Annotated in this window: 22 protein-coding genes; 18 read left to right on the top strand and 4 right to left on the bottom strand. The window is 52.1% G+C overall.

Translation table 11 applies throughout. From position 1 onward, the window contains the following. Positions 1–7: 7 nt before the first annotated feature. The 7 genes from B5E82_RS11640 to B5E82_RS11610 all read left to right on the top strand — a co-directional run bounded on the left by B5E82_RS11640 (position 8) and on the right by B5E82_RS11610 (position 6798). Positions 8–1096: a branched-chain amino acid ABC transporter permease gene (locus B5E82_RS11640; RefSeq protein WP_087307705.1), complete on the top strand. Its 1089-nt coding sequence runs from the start codon at positions 8–10 to the stop codon at positions 1094–1096. Beyond that, the gene (locus B5E82_RS11635) at positions 1089–1940 is read left to right on the top strand and encodes an ABC transporter ATP-binding protein (protein ID WP_087307704.1); all 852 of its coding nucleotides are present in this window, start codon (positions 1089–1091) and stop codon (positions 1938–1940) included. The genes B5E82_RS11640 and B5E82_RS11635 overlap by 8 nt, the downstream gene beginning before the upstream one ends. 1 nt (position 1941) lies before the next feature. Further along, on the top strand, positions 1942–2649 hold the full coding sequence (locus B5E82_RS11630) for an ABC transporter ATP-binding protein (protein WP_087307760.1): 708 nt from the start codon (positions 1942–1944) through the stop codon (positions 2647–2649). A 119-nt stretch (positions 2650–2768) separates the two neighbouring features. Then, positions 2769–4049 carry an adenylosuccinate synthase gene (locus B5E82_RS11625; protein WP_087307703.1) on the top strand — a complete coding sequence of 427 codons (1281 nt, stop codon included), beginning with the start codon at positions 2769–2771 and terminating at the stop codon, positions 4047–4049. Positions 4050–4062: 13 nt separating this feature from the next. Beyond that, positions 4063–4686 (top strand): HAD family hydrolase, encoded by a 624-nt coding sequence (locus B5E82_RS11620; RefSeq protein WP_087307702.1) that lies wholly within the window; start codon positions 4063–4065, stop codon positions 4684–4686. Between the two features lie 167 nt (positions 4687–4853). Further along, on the top strand, positions 4854–5192 hold the full coding sequence (locus B5E82_RS11615) for a PadR family transcriptional regulator (protein ID WP_087307701.1): 339 nt from the start codon (positions 4854–4856) through the stop codon (positions 5190–5192). Further along, entirely contained in the window at positions 5182–6798 is a 1617-nt protein-coding gene (locus B5E82_RS11610) for a permease prefix domain 1-containing protein (RefSeq protein ID WP_087307700.1), read from the top strand. The genes B5E82_RS11615 and B5E82_RS11610 overlap by 11 nt, the downstream gene beginning before the upstream one ends. Positions 6799–6877: 79 nt before the next feature. On the opposite strand, the gene B5E82_RS11605 is transcribed toward B5E82_RS11610, so the two are convergent. Beyond that, positions 6878–7075, bottom strand: coding sequence for a hypothetical protein (locus B5E82_RS11605; RefSeq protein WP_087307699.1), 198 nt, complete (start codon positions 7073–7075; stop codon positions 6878–6880). A gap of 548 nt (positions 7076–7623) precedes the next feature. On the opposite strand from B5E82_RS11605, the gene B5E82_RS11595 reads away from it, so the two are divergent. The 3 genes from B5E82_RS11595 to B5E82_RS11585 are packed head-to-tail and all read left to right on the top strand — an operon-like array spanning position 7624 to position 9971. Next, positions 7624–8394 carry a hypothetical protein gene (locus tag B5E82_RS11595; RefSeq protein WP_087307697.1) on the top strand — a complete coding sequence of 257 codons (771 nt, stop codon included), beginning with the start codon at positions 7624–7626 and terminating at the stop codon, positions 8392–8394. Between the two features lie 11 nt (positions 8395–8405). Further along, entirely contained in the window at positions 8406–9662 is a 1257-nt protein-coding gene (locus B5E82_RS11590) for an aminotransferase class III-fold pyridoxal phosphate-dependent enzyme (RefSeq protein WP_087307696.1), read from the top strand. 12 nt (positions 9663–9674) lie between these two features. Next, complete coding sequence (locus tag B5E82_RS11585) at positions 9675–9971, top strand: hypothetical protein (protein WP_087307695.1); 297 nt, start codon at positions 9675–9677, stop codon at positions 9969–9971. Positions 9972–10079: 108 nt separating this feature from the next. Here the strand turns inward: B5E82_RS11585 and B5E82_RS11580 are convergent, their stop codons facing one another. The 3 genes from B5E82_RS11580 to B5E82_RS11570 all read right to left on the bottom strand — a co-directional run bounded on the left by B5E82_RS11580 (position 10080) and on the right by B5E82_RS11570 (position 12884). Beyond that, a complete protein-coding gene (locus B5E82_RS11580; protein WP_087307694.1) occupies positions 10080–10331 on the bottom strand; it encodes a TIGR03905 family TSCPD domain-containing protein in 252 nt (83 codons plus the stop codon). A gap of 32 nt (positions 10332–10363) precedes the next feature. Next, entirely contained in the window at positions 10364–11092 is a 729-nt protein-coding gene (locus tag B5E82_RS11575; protein ID WP_087307693.1) for a YoaK family protein, read from the bottom strand. Positions 11093–11243: 151 nt separating this feature from the next. Next, positions 11244–12884: an ABC-F family ATP-binding cassette domain-containing protein gene (locus tag B5E82_RS11570; RefSeq protein ID WP_087307692.1), complete on the bottom strand. Its 1641-nt coding sequence runs from the start codon at positions 12882–12884 to the stop codon at positions 11244–11246. Between the two features lie 310 nt (positions 12885–13194). On the opposite strand from B5E82_RS11570, the gene B5E82_RS11565 reads away from it, so the two are divergent. From B5E82_RS11565 to B5E82_RS11530, 8 genes are all read left to right on the top strand, one after another. Next, positions 13195–13860, top strand: coding sequence for an HD domain-containing protein (locus B5E82_RS11565; RefSeq protein WP_087307691.1), 666 nt, complete (start codon positions 13195–13197; stop codon positions 13858–13860). Between the two features lie 121 nt (positions 13861–13981). Then, positions 13982–14833: an aldo/keto reductase gene (locus B5E82_RS11560; protein ID WP_087307690.1), complete on the top strand. Its 852-nt coding sequence runs from the start codon at positions 13982–13984 to the stop codon at positions 14831–14833. Positions 14834–14967: 134 nt separating this feature from the next. After that, positions 14968–16344, top strand: a complete 1377-nt coding sequence (locus B5E82_RS11555; RefSeq protein WP_087307759.1) for a PhoH family protein — start codon at positions 14968–14970, stop codon at positions 16342–16344. 303 nt (positions 16345–16647) lie between these two features. Beyond that, positions 16648–17091 carry an Hsp20/alpha crystallin family protein gene (locus tag B5E82_RS11550; protein WP_087307689.1) on the top strand — a complete coding sequence of 148 codons (444 nt, stop codon included), beginning with the start codon at positions 16648–16650 and terminating at the stop codon, positions 17089–17091. Between the two features lie 102 nt (positions 17092–17193). Next, on the top strand, positions 17194–18252 hold the full coding sequence (locus tag B5E82_RS11545; RefSeq protein WP_206415684.1) for a DnaJ C-terminal domain-containing protein: 1059 nt from the start codon (positions 17194–17196) through the stop codon (positions 18250–18252). A 270-nt stretch (positions 18253–18522) separates the two neighbouring features. Beyond that, a complete protein-coding gene (locus B5E82_RS11540; protein ID WP_087307687.1) occupies positions 18523–19386 on the top strand; it encodes an energy-coupling factor transporter ATPase in 864 nt (287 codons plus the stop codon). Beyond that, positions 19371–20234 (top strand): energy-coupling factor transporter ATPase, encoded by an 864-nt coding sequence (locus tag B5E82_RS11535; protein WP_087307686.1) that lies wholly within the window; start codon positions 19371–19373, stop codon positions 20232–20234. The genes B5E82_RS11540 and B5E82_RS11535 overlap by 16 nt, the downstream gene beginning before the upstream one ends. Further along, a complete protein-coding gene (locus tag B5E82_RS11530) occupies positions 20231–21034 on the top strand; it encodes an energy-coupling factor transporter transmembrane component T family protein (protein ID WP_087307685.1) in 804 nt (267 codons plus the stop codon). Before B5E82_RS11535 ends, B5E82_RS11530 begins: the two co-directional genes overlap by 4 nt. The last annotated feature ends 9 nt before the right edge of the window (positions 21035–21043 follow it).

The following is a 21043-nucleotide window of genomic DNA, read 5'->3' as shown; positions in this document are numbered from 1 at the left end:
GCATAAGATGAAGAAACAGACAAAAGTAATATGGAATGTGGGACTCATCGCCGCTCTCCTGGGTCTCCTGTTTATCCTGGAGCAGGTGCTGCCTTCCAGTTCCATGCTCTTTATGGTATTGAAAAAGGGAGCGATTTACGCGCTGGTAGCAGTGTCCATGAACCTGCTGAACGGTTTTACGGGCCTGTTCTCGCTGGGACAGGCAGGCTTTATGCTGCTGGGCGCTTACACCTATGCGATTCTGACGATTCCGGTGGAATCCCGCGCCAGCGTCTATCAGTATTTTGACGGCGGAATCATACAGTTCGCGATTCCGGTTCCGCTGGCCCTGATTGCAGGCGGTCTTGTGGCGGCTGTGTTCGCCTATCTGATCGGACTTCCCGTTCTCCGCCTGAAGAGCGACTATCTGGCGATTGCGACTCTGGGATTCGCGGAAATCATCCGCGCGGTATTCCAGTGGGATAAGCTGGGCCCCCTGACAAACGGCTCCAACCTTCTGAGAAGCTTTCCGACCTTCCAGTCCGTCCTGTTCCCCTTTATTGTGGCGGGTATCTGCATCGGACTGATTGTGCTTCTGATCAATTCCACCTACGGACGCGCTTTTAAAGCTATCCGGGATGATGAGATTGCGGCGGAAGCCATGGGAATCAATCTGGCTCATCACAAGCGGCTGGCTTTCGTGATCAGCTCTTTCTTCGCGGGAGTGTCAGGCGGACTGCTGGCCATGTACCAGACTACGATTCAGGCGTCCATGTTCAAGTCAGCCATGACTTATGAGATTCTTCTGATTGTGGTAATCGGCGGAATCGGCTCCATCACAGGAAGCTGCATCGGTTCCTTCCTGTTTATCGCATGTTCGGAATGGTGGCTGCGTTTCCTGGACAACGAGAACCTTTATATCGGAGATATTCATCTGACGCTTCTGCGCCCCGGATTCCGCAAGGTTGTATTTTCCATCCTGATTATGGTTGTGGTGCTGTTCTACCGGAAGGGTATTATGGGCGACAGGGAGTTTTCTGTGGAAGCCATCCGGAAATTTTTCCGAAAACGGTTTAAAAAGAAACAGGCAGTAGAAGGAGGCTCCTCCCATGAGTAATGAAAAGGTATTAAAAGTCGAAAATGTAACCATGCAGTTTGGCGGCGTGATTGCTGTGGATAATATGAACCTTGAGGTTAACAAGGGAGAGATTGTGTCTCTGATCGGTCCGAACGGAGCGGGAAAAACCACGGCGTTTAACGTAATCACAGGCGTGTACGCGCCTACCAACGGGGCTGTATATTATAAAGGAGAAAAGATCATTCAGAATCACCCCCAGGGGAAGATGAAAAAGCTTTACCGGGGAGAGAATCCGGTCATGTATACCGGCCATAAGGTGCTGGCTCCTACGCCGGATAAGATCACAGCCCTGGGAATCGCCCGTACTTTCCAGAACATCCGTCTGTTCAAGAGCCAGACTGTGTTCGAAAACATTCTGATTGCAAAGCACCTGCGGCGGACCAGCAATGTGTTTACGGCTACCTTCCGCCTGAATGCGAAAGAAGAAGCGCAGATGCGCGCGGAGGCGGAAGAACTGCTGAAAATCGTGGATCTGACAGATGTGCGTGACGAGCTCGCTACTTCGCTGCCCTATGGAAAACAGCGCCATCTGGAGATAGCCAGAGCGCTGGCCACAAAGCCGGAGCTGCTTCTTCTGGATGAGCCGGCCGCGGGCATGAATCCCCAGGAGACTCTGGAACTTACAGAATTTATCGGCCGGATTCGGGACGAGTTTGGCCTTACCATCTTTATGATTGAGCATCACATGGACCTGGTTATGGAGATTTCCGACCGTATCTATGTGCTGGACTTCGGAAAGCCCATCGCAGAGGGAGTTCCGGAAGAGATCCGCAATAACCCGCGGGTCATCGAAGCTTATCTGGGAGGTGCGCAGGATGAGTAATATGCTTGAAATCAAGGATTTGAATGTATCCTACGGCGGAATCAAGGCGGTAAAGGATATCAGCTTTGTAGTGCCAAAGGGCGAGGTCGTGACCCTGATCGGCGCGAACGGAGCAGGAAAAAGCTCTACCTTACGTTCCATCGTGGGATTGGTAAAGCCGGAAAGCGGCAGCATCCTTTTCGAGGGAAGCGAGCTTGCGGGCCTGTCCACAGACCAGATCGTATCCAGGGGAATCACGCTGGTTCCCGAAGGGCGGCGGGTGTTCCCGGATATGACAGTGCTGGAAAATCTGAAAATCGGCGCTTATATGCGTAAGGATTCCCTGGAAGAGGATCTGAAATGGGTGCACGATCTGTTCCCGAGACTGAAGGAACGTTCCTGGCAGCTGGCCGGAACCCTCTCCGGAGGAGAACAGCAGATGCTGGCCATCGGCCGCGCCCTGATGTCCAAACCGGATCTGATTATGATGGATGAGCCTTCCCTGGGCCTGGCGCCCCTGATTGTCCAGAGCGTATTTGATATTATCCGAGAGATTAACAGACAGGGCGTGACGATTCTTCTGGTAGAGCAGAATGCGAATATGGCGCTGAAGGCAGCCAATCTCGGCTATGTTATGGAGACAGGGCGTATTACCATGACGGGCACCGGAGCAGAGCTTCTGGAGAATGAGGAAGTGAAGTCCGCATATCTGGGAAAGAGCAAGAAATAAAAGAAATGGATTTACTTTTGCCGGGAAAACATGTATACTAAAGGCGTTTGATTGATTTATACAGGCGCGGGGCGCGGATATACGCCCTGTGCCGAAAGCCAATGGAGGGATAACAGGTTATGGTAAAAGCAATTGTGGGAGCAAACTGGGGAGACGAGGGAAAAGGCAAGATTACAGACATGCTTGCTCAGGAGTCTGACATCATCGTCCGTTTTCAGGGCGGAGCCAATGCGGGCCACACAATCGTAAATAATTATGGAAAATTTGCGCTGCACACGCTGCCGTCCGGTGTGTTTTATGATCACACCACCAGTATCATCGGAAACGGCGTGGCGCTGAACATTCCGGTTTTGTTCCGTGAGATTCAGAGTATCGTGGATCAGGGAGTTCCGAAGCCGAAGATCCTTGTGTCTGACCGGGCTCAGATGGTAATGTCTTACCATATCCTGTTTGACCAGTGCGAGGAGGAGCGTCTGGGAGGAAAGTCCTTTGGCTCTACGAAATCAGGCATTGCGCCTTTTTATTCAGATAAATACGCAAAGATCGGTTTCCAGGTAAGCGAGCTGTTTGCCGACGAGACTTATCTGCGTGATAAAATCGCGAATGTATGCGTGCAGAAAAATATTCTTTTGGAAAATCTGTATCACAAGCCGGCTCTCGATCCGGACAAGCTCTATGAGGAGCTGATGGAGTATAAGGAAATGGTGGCTCCCTATGTGTGCGATGTGTCCGCATATCTCTGGGACGCTATCCGCGCGGGAAAGAATATTCTGCTGGAGGGACAGCTGGGTTCCATGAAGGACCCGGATCACGGTATCTATCCGATGGTAACCTCTTCCTCCACCCTGGCAGCGTACGGAGCTATCGGCGCCGGAATTCCGCCATATGAGATCAAGCAGATTATCGCAGTCTGCAAGGCATACTCCAGCGCAGTGGGAGCAGGCGCTTTTGTCAGCGAGATTTTCGGAGACGAGGCGGATGAGCTGAGACGCCGCGGCGGAGACGGAGGAGAGTACGGCGCCACCACAGGACGTCCCAGAAGAATGGGATGGTTCGACTGTGTGGCTTCCAAATACGGCTGCCGGATTCAGGGCGCTACAGATGTGGCCTTTACGGTGCTGGACGTGCTGGGATACCTGGATGAGATTCCGGTCTGCGTAGGCTATGAGATCGACGGACAGGTGACCACAGATTTCCCGACCACCCATAACCTTTCCAAGGCGAAGCCGGTATACGAGGTTCTTCCCGGATGGAAATGCGATATCCGCGGCATTAAGAAATACGAGGAGCTGCCGGAGAACTGCCGGAAGTACATCGAGTTTGTGGAGAAGCATATCGAGTGTCCGATCACTATGGTTTCCAACGGACCGGGTCGTGACGATATCATTTACAGAAAATAAGCTGGGCCGTCATATGATTGATACAGTGATTTTTGATATCGGCAGAGTGCTGGCCGGCTATGGCTGGGAGAAGTATCTCCGGAGTATTGTGCCGGAAGAAAAAGCATATCGGGCTGTGGAGCAGGCGGTGTTCCTGAGTCCGGCCTGGGTGGAGCACGACAAGGGACTTGAGACGGAAGAGGAGGAGATCCGCGATTTCGTCTCCGCGGCTCCGGAATATGAGAAGGAGATCCGGCAGGTATATGAAAATCTGGGCGAGTGTGTCTGGAAGCTTTCCTATGCGGTTCCCTGGGTGCAGGAGCTCAAAAGTCAGGGCATCCGCGTCTTTGCCCTCTCCAACTGGCCGAAGCATATCTACGACCAGAGGGAGGACAAGCTGGATTTTCTTGAACTGATGGACGGCTATATCCTTTCCTGGCAGGAGCATGTGATTAAACCCGACCCGGCGGTATTTCAGCTTCTGATGGAGCGTTATCAGATTGCGCCCGAACAGGCTGTTTTCATCGATGATACGCTGGTGAATATCGAGGCGGCTGGAAAGCTTGGAATCCACGGGATTCATTTCCAGTCCCTGGAGCAGGCCAAAGAAGAACTGAGAAAGCTTGGCGTAAGACAGGCAGATTGTTTACAGGGGTAGGACATGCCGCCCTCTGTATAGTATCTGGATAGTATATGGAAGTAAAAAGAATGCAGGAACAGAGAACCGAACCAGGGAAGCTGTTTCTGCATTTTTTCTGCTTGACATACCTAGATTTCCAAGGTATTCTATATACATAGAATATCTAGGTATAAAGGAGGGATGAGATGGATAAAAAGATGATGGCAGCCAGCACCTCCATGCTTCTTCTGAAGCTTCTGGAAGAGGAGGATATGTACGGATATCAGATGATCCGGAAGCTGGAGGAGAGAAGCGATCATGTATTTTCCCTGAAGGAAGGGACGATGTACCCGGTGCTTCATGCCCTGGAGGAGCAGGGAGCCGTGGAAAGCTATGAAAAAGCTGCCGAGAGCGGACGGATGCGCAAATACTATCATCTGACGAGGAAGGGGGAAAGGCTGCTGGGGAAAAAGAAGGAAGAGTGGGAGAAGTACGAGAAAGCCGTTCATGCCGTTCTGGAGGGAGGTGCCGTCTGTGCCTTCTGAAAGCTTTGAAAGGGTGGAAAATTATCTGAAGGATGTGGATGAGCAGATATCCTGCAAGATTGGCCTGGATTCGGTCAACAGAGAGCTGCGCGGCCACATCGAAGACAAGGCGGCTTTCTATATGGAATACGGAGTGGAGGAAAAAGAAGCCTACAGGCGGTCCGTGCGCGATATGGGAGCCCCGGACGTGGTCGGAATGGAACTGAATAAGCGCCACCGGCTGCGGATTGCAAAGCCCCTTCTGGTGCTCATTCTGGTTCTGATGGCGGTGGGCGCTGCGGGGGAACTGCTGCGGGACGGGATGGAGTGGAATCTGTCAGGGATTCTGTTTGAGATTTCGGATAAGCGGCATTATCTCTGGGGCCTGCTGGTGTTGTTTCTGGTCATGAGGTTCGGGTATCCGTTTCTGTTGAAGCATGCGAGAGGCATGTGCGTGATTTTTATTGCAGTCTGTGTGTGTCTGGGGGGACTGTATCTTTCCTTCACATTTTTTCCAGGATGGCTGGAATATGCATATAAGACAGAAAAGCTGCCCGGGACAGTGTCTGGAACGATCTGGACTCTGACCAGCTCCACGATCTTCCTGGGCGTTGTGCAGATAGGGATTCTGGTCGGAACCGTTATCTTTTACAGAAAAAGAAATCAGTATTTCAAGGGAATCGTTCTGCTGTTCCTCTATCAGGCAGCGGGCATTCTGCTGGCGGCAGGGCGTTACTGGGGGGAACGCACCTATATTCCGATTCTGGTCCTTCTGCTTAGCTGCCTGGGAGTTTCCCTGTATTTTCTGAAAAAGGGCTGGACCAATGTGGGAAAAGGAAAAGGAGCGGCGGCAGCTTTTGCCGGCTTTTTGATTCTGCTGATTCTCTGGGCTGCCCCGCAGTGGAACCGGGTAAAGGAAAGCTGGCAGGTATTTCTCGCTCCGGGAGAGCGGGCCTCTGTCACGGATGCGTGGGACGATGCCTACAACAATGTGCTGATCCGGGAACTCCTTCCACATGCAAGACCTTTCGGGGAGATTCAGCTGACAGAAGAAGAAATGCTTCGGTATGGCACGTCTCAATGGTACTATGAAGACGGAGAGGGGGTCTGGCACGGGGAAGAAGAACCTGCGGGAGATACTGCGGATTTTGAGAGGCACGTAGAATATGAAATGCAGTTTCTGGAGGAACCGTCGCTGCGGAACATTCTCCCGCAAAATTATCTGGGAAATTACCGCGTTTCCTGGTGGATACTGCGGTATGGCTGGGTTCCGGCCCTGTTTCTGACAGCGCTTGTGCTGGCGCTGCCGATCCTGGCGCTTGGCACCGCGTTCCGCATCAAAAACCGTCTGGGAAGAGCCGTGGCCTTTTCCGGCGGACTTGTATTTGCCGTTCAGACAGTGATTTATCTGATTGAGAATTTTGGTTTTCAGTTTGGAGCCTTCAGCAATTTTCCTTTTGTATCGGAAGGGATCGTAAGCATCACAGGAAGCGCAGTTCTTGCCGGTATGATTCTCTCCGTCTACCGATTTGACATTGTGATAGATGAGAGGGAACAGGAGCATGGTCTGAAAGACGCCCGGCAAAGACTGAATAGTAATAGCTTACCCGCAAGTAAAGAACAGTAAATGAAAACAGTAAAAGCAGGCGGTATTCCGGCGCGAAAGCGCCGCGGGGTACCGTCTGCCTGCATATTCTGTCTTCCCTTTATTTTTTCAGATTCCGGTACACCAGAAGATAGGCGTAGAAAAATACCGGGATAATGATGGTGCATATAATCGATGCCTTCAGCCAGTCCTTGGAGGCTGTGGGGTCCACAAAGGCCAGGATAAGCGTAATCAGGTACAGGCCCACGAGGATTACTACGCCCAGCAGGGCAACGACGCGTTTTATTTTAGGGGACATGGAAGTCACATCCTTTCTGTATATCTCTGTATATCTTGCGGTAAAAACGTGTTTTGGCAGTTAAAGAAGCAGAAGGACGCAGCGCAGTTCGTTCTTCCGGACAGAACTGGCAGCAAAGGTATCCTTTCCACTCTCTGAGATTAGCATATTTTTTCCGAAAAGTATAGAAGTTTTGAAAATTTCTGTATAAACCGGGGAAAGCGGGCTATACTAGGATTAGACAAAAGAGAAACGAATTACTTATATCCTCCCCTTTAGTAAAATCCCCGCTGGAGCGAACAGCGGGGATTTTTGTGGACTTCCTTTCTGTGGTATTCCGCTTTACGAAATTCCGCTGTCCATGATCTGAAAAATTCCGTTGTCAGCCATATATAAAATTCAGTTTGACATTTTCCCCTTGAAAATTTATACTGGACACAAAGAAAAAAGAGCGCATGCTGCGCTGGCGAAGATGCCGGACCTGACCGTTCGGCATTTTTGTGTGATGGCGCAGAAGAAAAGAAACGGGGCGTTCATTTTTGAGATTCAGGGAAAGGAAGAACAGATTTATGATTGGAAGACATAATACGGATGAAACCACCATGGCCTATATCAATCTTTACGCGGTGCTTGGCACCCTGGAGAATCTGGTTCAGGTGGATGAGGAGGCGAAGGCCCTGATTGCGGACAGAAAAATCAGCGTCGGTTTTGCGGTGTCTGGCGGCCCGTCGGCTTCGCTCTGCTTTGATCACGGAACCTGTACGCTGAAAAACGGTGTGGAGCACTGCGACATCAAGCTGCCGTTTTCCAGCGTGAAGAAGTTTAACGGAATGATTGACGGTACGGTGACGCCGATCCCTTCCAAGGGCTTTACGAAGATTAAATTTCTGCTGAAAGATTTTACGAAGCTTACGGACATTCTGACCCGTTATCTCAGAGCGTCGGAAGAGGATTTGAAGGACCCGGAATTTTTTGAAAAGAGTACGGCACTGATGTTCTATACGATTGTGTCGGCAATCAGCCAGATTGGAAACCATGATAAGGTGAGCCGGACCAGCGCTTCCTACATGCAGGATGGAATCATCCGGGTATCCATCGCCGGAGGTCCTGTGGCTTCCGTCTGCGTAAAGGATCATCAGCTGCGCACCGTAAAGAAGGCGCCGAAGGCGCCGGCTGCCAGCATGGAGTTTGGAAGTATTCAGACGGCCAGAGACCTGTTTGACGGAAAGGTGAATTCGCTGGCCTGTGTGGGCACCGGCGATATCCGCATGAGCGGCATGATTTCCATGATAGACAATATGAACCGGATTCTGGACCGTGTGAGTCTTTACCTGGCATAGAGGAGGAACGGATGATGAGAAAGATCAATACCTATACAAAGAGCAGAGAAGAGTTTGCCCGGGCGGTGAAGGTCATTCCTTCCGGCGTATACGGACATCTGGGCCCGGCGGAGGGCTGCTTTATTCCGGTGGAGGCATACCCGATGTTTGGAGAGCGGGCAAGGGGAAGTTATTTCTGGGACGTGGACGGCAACCGTTTTATTGACTATATGTGCGCTTACGGCCCCAACGTGCTGGGTTACTGTGATCCGGACGTGGACGCGGCAGCCAGGGCCCAGATGGAGCTGGGGAACTGCATGACCTCGCCTTCTACAAAAATGATTGATTTCGCGGAGCTACTGGTGGATACCGTACATTCGGCGGACTGGGCTTTCTTTGCCAAGAACGGAAACGATGTGACGACGCTGGCCGTCATGACGGCCAGAGCGTATACCCATAAAAAGAAAATCGTCTTCTTTAAAGGCTATTACCATGGGGTCGCTCCCTGGACCCAGAAGATAGACTATCCGGGAATCCTGGAGGAAGACGTCTGCAATAATATTTATGTGGAGTGGAACGATTATGAAGCCCTGGAGAGGGTTTTTGAGGAAAATAAGGATGAGATCGCGGCAGTGATTTCCCAGCCCTACATGCACGGAAATTTCGCTGATAATGAGATGCCCGCCGAGGGCTTCTGGCAGAAGGTGAGAAAGCTCTGCACAGAGAAAGACGCGGTCCTGATTATTGACGATGTGCGGGCCGGCTTCCGTATGGATATCGCCGGTTCCGATCATTATTTCGGCTTTGAGGCGGATCTCATCTGCTTCTGCAAGGCCCTTGCGAACGGCTACAACGTGTCCGCTCTCTGCGGAAAGGAATTTCTGAAAAATACAGTCAGCGGTCTTTCCTACACGGGAAGTTACTGGATGAGCGCCGTGCCTTTTGCGGCAGGAATTGCCTGCATCGAGAAGATGAAGAAACTGGATATTGCAAACCTGCTCAACGAGAAGGGAACAAAGGTAAAGGAAGGACTAACTGTGGCCGCGCGGAAGTTCGGCTTTGACCTTCATGTGACGGGAATGCCGTCCCTGTTCTACCTGCGGATTGCCGACGATCCCACTTTGAGCCTTCATCAGGAGTGGGTGGCCGAGTGCGTAAAGAGAGGCGTTTTTTTCACCAACCATCACAATCATTTCCTGAACGCGTCTCTGACGGATGAAGATATCGCGGAGACCGCTGCCGTAGCGGAGGAAGCCTTTGAGGTGGTAAGAAAGCGGCATCCGCTTTAAGGGGAGGATGTTATGATCGATCTGCACGGGCAGGCAGGCCTGCCTTATATCAATAAAGGAGTCTATACGGGGAGTTATCAGGGAATGCGCTACCGGCTCCGCAAAAAGGAAGAAGGGGAGGAAAAGCTTCTGGAGGCTGTGATTTATCCGGAGCCCTTCTGTTTCGAGTCCACTGCGGAGGAGCAGAAGGAGTACCGGGATTTTCCGTTTACCCAGGAGGGGTTTGACGGGGCCATTGCCTGGCTGAATGAACAGTACGAGGCTCAGAAAGAACGCTGGACTCAGGCGGGAAAAACCTCCTGGGTGTAGCAGGAAGCAAAGAAGAACAGAAGAACAGAAACAAAAAGAGGACGCGCCCATAAAATAAGGGAAGCGTCCTCTTTTGGCATTTGTACGGTACGCCCGCAGTTTCATTTCCTAAGCGGTCTCTTCCAGGGCCTTTTCCAGTGCTTTGGACAGCTGGTCGGGACAGGAAGTAGGTTTGCTGCCGCAGCGGATACCCTTCAGGCGGGAGATGGCCTCTTCCGCCTTCATGCCCTGGACCAGGCTGGCGACGCCCTGGGTATTTCCGGAGCAGCCTCCGATGAATTCTACCTTTTGAATCGTGTGATCCGGTTCAAGCTCCACAACAATTCCTACGGAGCAGGTTCCTTTTGTCTTGTATAACATAACAGTTTCCTCCTTTGAATGCTTTTGAATAATCAGAACCGTTCTGCTGAAGGAGCGTGTGCTCCTTTCAGAGAAAAGCGGCTGAGTGCAAAAAGTTTAAAAATAGCCGGGTGGCGCTCCTCATTCAGCACCAGCATTGCCAGAGGCAGAGCCAGCAGCGGCAGGCAGGCGTAGATGCTCTGCACTCCGAAAAAGCGCAGGCTGCCCCAGCAGTAGATGACGCCCAGATGGAAGCAGAGCAGTGTCCCGGCATAGAAGGCGCATTTGTGCTTCTGCTCCGGCTTCTTTTCATACAGGTACTCGCTCAGGGAAGCGAAGCACTGGCGCAGATTGTTGGTGGAAAATATGGTCGCGCTGTTGTAGCCTGCGGCGCCGGTAAAGGCCAGCCACTGTACGGCAGTGGCAAAGAACATCGGATAGAGAGCCAGTACCGGGTCCAGCTCTTCCGGAAGCTGGGCCAGCATCAGGCAGGCCAGTATGTCGATGCCGATGGAAATATAGCGGAAATCCGGTTTTTTCAGGATTTTCGGCATCAGCGTGGCAAATACAATTCCCGCAATATAGCAGACCAGGGCGCCCAGACGAATCAGAAATGAGTGGAGGGAGCCGGAGAGGCCGGCTACCACCAGATATATCAGATTCGAGGTCTCTGAGGAACCGAAGGTGGCGCTGCGGATCATGAGGGCGTACATGCCGAAAAAGCCGCCGGACAGGGCCATGGCATGATGGACTGCGGTTTCTTTTCTTTCATGAAGATTCATGGTTTCAACTCCTGTTCTAACAGAAAACAGCAGCAGGTCCGGATCAGGCCGGAGAAGCTGCGCGCGGATTCGGGACGCGCAGAAAAACAGGCGGTACGCCGGGCGGCTCCATGACCGGAGCGCGCCGCATACCACCTTTGGTATTGTGAGTTTAGTTGTCTTCTTCGTCGCTGGAAGATTTGGTGTAGACGGTCCTCTTTCTTGCCATCGCGTCGCTTTCCAGATACTCGTCGTAAGTGGTGATCTTGTCAATCATGGAACCGTTCGGCAGAAGCTCGATGATGCGGTTTGCCGTGGTCTGTACGATCTGATGGTCACGGGAGGAGAACAGCAGCACGCCCGGGAACTTGATCAGTCCATTGTTCAGGGCGGTGATAGCCTCCATGTCCAGATGGTCTGTGGGCTCGTCAAGAATCAGGACGTTGGCGCCGGAAATCATCAGCTTGGAAAGCATACAGCGCACCTTCTCGCCTCCGGACAGAACCTTGACCTTCTTGACGCCGTCTTCGCCGGCGAACAGCATACGTCCCAGGAAACCTCGCACATAGGTGGCGTCCTTGATTTCAGAATACTGAGTCAGCCAGTCTACGATGGTATCGTCGTTGTCGAACTCCGAGGAATTGTCCTTCGGGAAATAGGACTGGCTTGTGGTAACGCCCCATTTATAGGAGCCTTCGTCCGGCTCCATCTCGCCGGCCAGAATCTGGAACAGGGTGGTCTTGGCAAACTCATTTCCGCCTACAAAGGCTACCTTGTCGTCGTGTCCGAGAATGAAGGAAATGTTGTCCAGGACCTTCACGCCGTCGATGGTTTTTGAGATGCCTTCCACAGTCAGCACCTCGTTTCCGATTTCACGGTTGGGACGGAAATCGATGTACGGGTATTTTCTGCTGGAAGGACGAAGCTCATCCAGCTGAATCTTCTCCAGGGCTTTCTTTCTGGAGGTAGCCTGGCGGGATTTGGAAGCGTTCGCGGAGAAACGGGAGATGAACTCCTGCAGCTCCTTGATCTTCTCTTCCTTCTTCTTGTTGGCCTCTTTCATCTGACGGATCATCAGCTGGCTGGACTCATACCAGAAATCATAGTTTCCGGCGTAAAGCTGAATCTTGCCATAGTCGATGTCTGCGATCTGGGTACAGACCTTATTTAAGAAATAACGGTCATGGGAAACCACGATGACGGTATTGGGGAAGCCTATCAGGAACTCCTCCAGCCATGCGATGGCGTCCAGATCCAGGTGGTTCGTAGGCTCATCCAGCAGCAGAATGTCGGGATTGCCGAACAGGGCCTGGGCAAGAAGCACCTTGACCTTCTGGGCGCCCAGCAGATCCTTCATCAGATTGTAATGAAGCTCTGTCTCGATGCCAAGGCCGTTCAGAAGGGTGGCGGCGTCAGATTCCGCTTCCCAGCCGTTCATGTCGGCGAATTCCGCCTCCAGCTCGCTGGCCCGGATGCCGTCCTCGTCGGAGAAATCTTCCTTGGCATAGATGGCTTCCTTCTCCTTCATAATCTCATAGAGCCTTGCGTTTCCCATGATGACGGTATCCAGCACAGGGTACTCGTCATACTGGAAATGGTCCTGCTTCAGGAAAGAGAGACGCTGGCCCGGGGTGATGACCACTTCGCCGTTTGTGGAATCCAGTTCTCCGGAGAGAATTTTCAGAAACGTGGATTTTCCGGCGCCGTTGGCTCCGATCAGGCCGTAGCAGTTGCCCTCTGTAAATTTAATGTTTACATCTTCGAACAGGGCTTTTTTTCCGATTCGTAAGGTTACGTTATTGACACTAATCATTTCAAACTCCTCATAAAGTATATCCTTGCTCCGGCCGGAAAAGGAAATGCAGCCATTTTGGCTTTACTGCCCTCTGGTATGCCGGCGCCAGGGTATTGACATGAAACCTCTTCCTATTTTACAAGAAAAAATTGATTTTGCAAGACCTTTGTAGAAGTTTTGAACCAGTTTTACGCGCCTTTCCGGAAGTTTTGCGCCTGTTTCGGGACAGTTTCAGGCGGATTTGAAGAGTTAACCTGAATTTCATACGGATTTTACATAAGACGGGTACAATTTTCATATTGCTAAAGATGGAACAGGAGTGAGAAGAATGGAGAAAGTAACCGTAAAAGATGTGGTAAAAAATGAATATGTCGATCAGCTGATTGCGCGGGGCAATGAAATGCTTGGCGTGCTGGGATATACAGAACACTCGAAAATCCATGCGGGCCGGGTCTCCGCCACAGCGGGAAGAATCCTGAAGCAGCTGGATTATCCGAAGCGGCAGATTGAACTGGCCCGGATCGCGGGCTATATGCACGATGTGGGAAACGCGGTGAACCGCCATGACCATGCCCATTCCGGAGCCGTGCTGGTCTTTCAGATCCTGCGGGACATGGGGATGGAGCCGGCAGAGGTGGCGGCCGTGGTGAGCGCCGTAGGAAATCATGATGAAAATACCGGCACAGCCTTTGATCCGATTTCGGCGGCTCTCATTCTGGCGGACAAGACAGACGTGCGCCGGGACCGGGTGCGCAATAAGGATATGTCTACCTTTGACATTCATGACCGGGTGAACTACGCGGCGAAAAGCACGGAGCTTACAGTGAATGTGGAAAAAAAGGTGATTCATCTGGACATTCATCTGGATGATGAGATCTGCTCCATGCTGGATTATTTTGAAATCTTTCTGGAACGGATGCTGATGTGCAGGCGCGCGGCGGAGGTGCTGGGCTCCAGATTCAAGCTGACCGCCAACGGAAGCAAGGTGCTGTAATATGGACGGCCGGAACTTTCGCCTTTCTGCCAGCGTTTTTGAATGAAAAGAGTCTTTTCTCAAAGAAGCGGACATGTTACACTATATAACATGGAAATGTTTTTTAGGGGAGGAATCAAGGATGCGTCATACATTTACATTGGCCAACGGCGTGGAAATTCCGGCTGTAGGTTTCGGTACTTACAAGGCGGCGGACGGTCAGGGCGAGGCTGTTATCAGCGAGGCTATCCGTCAGGGATACCGGCACCTTGACACGGCTTCCGCCTATCTGAATGAGGAAGCGGTGGGAAAGGCTGTGCGGGAGAGCGGGATTCCCAGAGAGGAATTTTTTATTACTTCAAAGGTGTGGCGGAGCAGGCTTGGCTATGAATCCACACGAAAAGAATTTGAGACATCCCTGAAGAAGCTTGGGACGGATTATCTGGATCTGTATCTGATTCACTGGCCCCGGCCGGAGGATCTGAGCGCCGAGTGGAGAGAGCTGGATGTGGAGACCTGGAAGGCGATGGAGGAGCTTTACCGGGCCGGAAAGGTCCGGGCCATCGGCGTCAGCAATTTCCTGCCTCACCATCTGAATAACCTGATGGAGCGGACCGGGATCGTTCCTGTGGTGAACCAGCTGGAATTCCATCCGGGTTATATCCAGAAAGCGGCGGTGGACTTTTCCCAGAGGCTTGGCATCCAGGTGGAGGCATGGAGTCCCATAGGCCGGGCCCGTGTTCTGAAGGAGCCGCTGCTTGCGGAGCTGGCGGACAAATACCAGGTATCCGTGGCTCAGATCTGTATCCGGTTCGCCCTGCAGTGCGGGGTTCTGCCGCTGCCGAAGTCTTCTTCTCCGGAGCGCATGCGCCAGAACCTGGACGTGTTCGGCTTCACCATTGAGGATGACGACATGCACCGCCTGATGACGCTTCCGCAGATCGGATGGTCCGGAGAGCATCCGGATCGGGAAAGAGTGCCGGCGGAAGGATAAAGACAGGAAAGACAGAAACCGGAGCTTTCCGTACAGGGTTTACGGAGATTTTACGGAAAATTAAAAGAAGGCTGATAGAAAGGGCTCTCCCCGGATGTTATAGTGAAGATAAGAATACTATCCGGGGAGGTACTATGAAGAAGACTTACGTACTGGATACCAATGTACTGATTCAGGCGCCTTACGCGCTGCGCTGCTTTGAGGAGCACACGGTGGTTCTGCCGCTGGTAGTTCTGGAGGAGCTGGATGGACTGAAAAAAGCGGAAGGCGAGCGGGGGGCAAATGCGCGCACAGCAATCCGTATGCTGGAGGAACTGCGCCTGAGCGGAGATTTGTTTGAGGGGACGAGGCTGCCGGAAGGCGGCCTTTTGCGCATTGAGAAGAATTTTGTGCATGTGGAGCTTCCGCCGGATCTTCCGGAGGACAAGGCGGACAACCGGATTCTGATGGTCTGCCGGGGACTGCAGGAGCAGAACCCGGAGGAACAGGTCGTCCTGGTGACGAAGGATCTGGTTCTGCGGATTAAGGCGGATATTCTCGGCATCAAGGCGGAGGACTTTACGACGGAGCAGGTAAGCCCTGACGACGCATTGTACACCGGCCGCGCGGAGGTCTATCTGCCGGAGGAGCTGGCGAAGGAATTCAAAAAAAGCGGGATTCCCTCAGAGGCGGTCTATCAGACAGATGAAAGCGGGGAGAGGAAGAAACCGGAGCTTACAGAAAATGAGTTTCTTGTGCTGAGGCTGGACCAGTCTTCGAAAAAGACGCTGCTGGGCCGCGTAGAAGGGAACCGCATCGTTCCTCTCGTCTATAAGAAAAGCAGGCCCTATGGCGTGTCGCCCCGTAATGTGGGACAGTATTTTATCCAGGAGGCCCTGATGACGGGAGCCGACAAGGCGCCGCTTGTGATTATCAAAGGAATGGCAGGCACTGCAAAGACCTTTTATTCGCTGGCGGTGGGGCTGGAAAAGCTCTACAACAACCCCAACGGCGAGTACCGCCGGATTGTCATCAGCCGTCCCAACGCCCAGTTTGACGAGGATATTGGCTTCCTGCCCGGAGATGAGCAGGAAAAGATCGCGCCGCTCATGCGCCCTGTCATCGATAATCTGGAGCAGCTTCTGGATTCTGACGAAGGGCGCAGATATGAAAACGAGATGCTGCTGGGAGACAAGGTCAGCGAAATCTTTGAGCGGGGCCTGATTCAGACGGAAGCGCTGAATTTTATCCGGGGGCGCTCCATTGTGAAAACCTACCTGATTATTGATGAGGCGCAGAATATGACGCCCAACCAGGTCAAAGGAATAATCACCCGGGCAGGCCGGGGTACAAAGATCATTCTGCTCGGTGATCCCCAGCAGATTGACCGGCCGTTTCTAAATGAGCGGACCAACGGCCTGAGCTATGCGGCAAACTATATGAAAGGAAGCCCGCTCTGCTGGCAGATCAGCCTTTCTGCCCAGGAATGTGAGCGTTCCGATCTGGCCATGGACGCGGTAAAGCGGCTGTAAGCGGAGAGACAGGATGAGGCGGAAGATACCGGAAGGCTGGCTGCCGGAAAACAAAGAAATTGTACAGTAAATATTTCAAAATAATTATGATTCTTATACAAAAATTAAGAATATAAACAATTTATAAAATATTAGCACTCATGCTTGACGAGTGCTAATAAAGGTGGTATAACATACTCAGAACGAAGGAAGAGGGAAAATCGATAAAGAGTTTTGAAGATTTTCAGATAAAGCTTCCGGAGGTTCCGATGAGAAAGCTGGTACAGCGGTTGGAAAACCGCAGCAAATAAGGAGGAATGAGTTATGTTAATGCCGAGTATTTTTGGAGAAAGTTTACTGGATGATTTTATGAGTGATTTCGCGTTTCCGTATACAGGAAAGAGGACCTATGGGAAGGAAGCGGCAAACCTGATGCGCACCGATGTGAAGGACACAGCTTCCGCTTATGAGATTGAGATTGAACTGCCGGGCGTAAAGAAAGAGAACGTGAAGGCAGAGCTGAAAAACGGGTATCTGACCATCACGGCTTCTACTGGCAGCAATAAGGAAGAGAAGCAGGAGAACGGAACCTACATCCGCAGAGAACGTTACGCGGGAACCTGCAGCAGAAGCTTCTATGTAGGCGATGAGATGAAGCAGGAAGACATCAAGGCGAAGTTTGAAGATGGTGTTCTGAAGATTACAGTTCCGAAGAAGGAAGAAAAGCCTGTTGTAGAAAATAACAGCTATATTACAATTGAAGGCTGACGCCTTTTCAGATAGACGACAGAGGAACGGGGACGCCGGCCGGAGGGCTGGCGCCCCCGTTCCTCTGAGTATGACAATGCTTGGACTGGGAGGTGATTGCAGATGAAAAGGGATTACTACGAGGTGCTCGGCATCGGAAAGCAGGCTGACGAGAAAGAGATTAAGAAAGCATACCGGAAACTGGCAAAAAAGTATCATCCGGACATGAATCCGGATGACAAGGCAGCGGAACAGAAATTCAAGGAAGTAACAGAGGCTTATAACGTCTTAAGCGATCCGGAAAAGAAGAAGCTGTATGATCAGTTTGGATTCGCAGCCTTTGACGAGACGGGCGGAGCACGGGCTTCCGGTGCAGGCACAGGCAATGGCTCAGGCTTTTATGGAGGTTTTGGAAACGGAGGCTTTGGAAACGGCGGTTTTGGCACCGGAAGCTACCGTTCCAGCGACGGAACCTATCATGAGTTTCATTTTGACGGCAGCAATATGAACATGGACGATATGTTCGGGGATATTTTCGGGAATATATTCCATGGCAGCGGCCAGAGCGGCTTTGGCGGCAGGGCAGGCTCCGGTTTCCAGAGCGGGTACCGGCAGAGCTCTTATAAAGGAGAGGATCTGCACGCAGATATTACAGTCGGTTTCGAAGAGGCGGCCTTTGGGTGCGATAAGATGATCCACATTCAGGCAGCGGACGGGAGCGGCAGCGTGCAGTCCCTGAGCGTACACATCCCCGCGGGAATCGACGACGGCAAGAGCGTCCGCCTGCGCGGCAAGGGCCATCCGGGAATCGGCGGCGGAGAGAACGGCGATCTGCTTCTGAAGGTGCACATCGCGCCGAAAGCAGGTTATGAGCGGAAAGGAATGGACGTCTATACCACAGCGGATATTCCGTTTACGACAGCTGTATTTGGCGGAGAAGCCAGCTTCCCGACCCTCTATGGTAATGTGGTGTGCAAGGTTCCGGCCGGTACTCAGTCAGGCAAAAAGATCCGCCTGCGCGGCAAAGGGATCGTTTCCATGAAGGACAGTAAGGCGCACGGCGACCAGTATGTGACGATACAGATTCAGGTTCCCACCCAGCTGACGCCGGAAGAGAGACAGAAGCTGAAAGAATATGAGGAGCTCACAAAGAGAAGAGGACGCGGAGGAAGGGCCGCTTGAGATAGATAGAGGTTGTGTTTCAGAACGCAGCCTCTTTTTGTTTTGACAGGACAGGCGAGAGAGGCGGACAGTTTATCCAAATCTGGCGCGCGGACAGGTTTTTTCTTGCAAAAGCCCTGCAGATAGGATAAAATAAGCTGACATATTCCGTAGAGCGGGACGCCCGAACGGGAAATCAAGGATAAAAAAGGAAATAATAAGAAGAAATAGTAAAAGGAAATCCGGCGCAAAAGCCGTTCCGGTTGGAAAGTGAGAAGTGAAGAGACACGGATGGAAAAAAGACAGGAAATGATTAAGGCGGATAAGCTGGTATATAATTATAGAAAATACGATGAAGAGGGCCGGGAGAAGGAGACGATCCGGGCAGTGGATGGCGTGAGCTTTGAGGTGGAGAAGGGCGATTTTGTGGCGATCCTGGGACATAACGGTTCCGGCAAGTCTACACTCGCCAAGCATATCAATGCCCTTTTGACTCCCAGCGAAGGGACTCTTTGGGTAAACGGCCTGGATACCAGGGAGGAAGAAAATCTCTGGGATGTGCGCCAGAGCGCGGGAATGGTATTCCAGAATCCGGACAACCAGATCATCGGGACGATTGTGGAAGAGGATGTGGGATTCGGCCCGGAAAACATGGGAGTGCCCACAAAGGAAATCTGGGAACGTGTGGAGGAGAGCCTGAAAGCGGTCAATATGCTGAAATACAGGCATCATTCTCCGAACAAGCTTTCCGGCGGCCAGAAGCAGCGGGTAGCCATAGCCGGTGTGGTAGCCATGCATCCGAAATGTATCGTGCTGGACGAGCCTACGGCCATGCTGGACCCTAATGGGCGGAAGGAAGTCATCCGCGCGGTCCGGGCGTTGAATCAGGTGGAAGATATTACGGTCATTCTGATCACACATTATATGGAAGAAGTCATTTACGCAAATAAGGTTCTCGTCATGGATGACGGCAAAGTAGTCATGCAGGGGACGCCCCGGGAGATCTTCTCCCAGGTGGAGACGCTGAAATCCTACCGGCTGGATGTGCCCCAGGCCACACTGCTTGCCTGGGAACTGAAAAAAGCAGGGCTTGATCTGCCTGACGGGATTCTGACAAGAGAGGAACTGGTGGAAGCGTTATGTCAATTGTATTAGAGAACGTCAGTTATACCTACAGTCCGGATACGGCCTATGAGATTCACGCGTTGAAACAGGTCAGTCTGGAGATCCGGGATGGCCAGTTTATCGGCCTGATCGGCCATACGGGTTCCGGAAAATCCACGCTGGTCCAGCATCTGAACGGGCTGGTGAAAGCGACATCGGGACATATTTATTTTAATGGAGAAGACATTTATTCCGAGAATTATGACATGCGCCGTCTCCGCAGCAAGGTGGGGCTGGTCTTCCAGTATCCGGAGCACCAGCTTTTTGAAGTGGATGTACTCAGTGACGTGTGCTTTGGGCCGAAGAACCAGGGCCTTTCCCAGGAAGAGGCCGAGAAGCGTGCCAGAGAAGCCCTGCGCATGGTAGGAATTTCTGAGGAGTATGAGAAGCAGTCTCCCTTTGATCTGTCCGGCGGCCAGAAACGCCGGGTAGCTATCGCGGGCGTGCTGGCCATGGAGCCGGAGGTGCTGATTCTGGATGAGCCCACTGCAGGTCTGGACCCCAGGGGCAGGGACGAGATTCTCGATCAGATCAGTCTGCTTCATAAAGAGCGGGGAATCACGGTCATTCTGGTCTCCCACAGCATGGAGGATGTGGCAAAATATGTGGAACGCATCATTGTGATGAATCAGGGAGAAGTCATGTACGACGATGTCCCGCGGGAGGTGTTCCGCCACTATAAGGAGCTGGAAAGCGTGGGGCTTGCCGCGCCTCAGGTGACTTATATCATGCACACGCTGAAGGACAGGGGCTTTGACGCAGACGAAAATGCGACGACGATAGAAGAGGCCAGGGAAGAGATTCTGGAGGCCTTCCGGAAGAAGGGAAAGAAACTATGATAAGAGATATTACGCTGGGACAGTATTATCCGGCAGATTCCATTCTTCATAAGCTGGACCCGCGGGTAAAGCTGGTGGGCACGATTGGGTTTCTGGTGGCTCTGTTTCTGATTAACAGCTGGGTTGGATACGTGGTAGCGACTGTGTTTCTGATTGCCATGATCCGCCTTTCCAAGGTGCCTTTTCATTTTATTGTGCGTGGCTTAAAGACTATTTTCATTATTTTGATGATCACGCTGGTATTTAATCTGTTTCTGACGCCCGGAGACCGGGTGCTGGTGCAGATCTGGAAGCTGCGGATCACTGATCAGGGGCTCCGCACCGCCATCTTCATGGCGATCCGCCTGATTTACCTGATTATCGGCTCCTCGCTGATGACGCTGACCACGACGCCCAATGATCTCACGGACGGGCTGGAGACGCTGCTGGGACCGCTGAAGAAGCTTCATGTGCCGGTTCATGAGATCTCCATGATGATGTCTATCGCCCTCCGGTTTATCCCGATTCTGCTGGAGGAGACGGATAAGATCATGAAGGCGCAGATGGCCAGAGGAGCGGATTTTGAGCATGGAAATCTAATCCAGAGGGCAAAAAATCTGGTGCCCCTGCTGGTTCCGCTGTTTATCTCGGCGTTCCGGAGGGCCAATGATCTGGCCATGGCCATGGAGGCACGCTGCTACCGGGGCGGAGAGGGAAGGACCAAGATGAAGCCGCTTGTCTATGCAGGCAGGGATTACTGTGCTTACGGTATCCTTTTGCTGTTTCTGGCGGCCATCATTGCGGTGAGAGTGATATTATGAGCGCCGCTG

It is taken from the genome of Lachnoclostridium sp. An138 (genome assembly GCF_002160765.1).
GTDB classification, from domain to species: Bacteria; Bacillota; Clostridia; order Lachnospirales; family Lachnospiraceae; genus Laedolimicola; species Laedolimicola faecalis.
The sequence above is the reverse complement of the archived record's forward strand: the minus strand, read 5'-3'. Positions and strand labels throughout refer to the sequence as shown.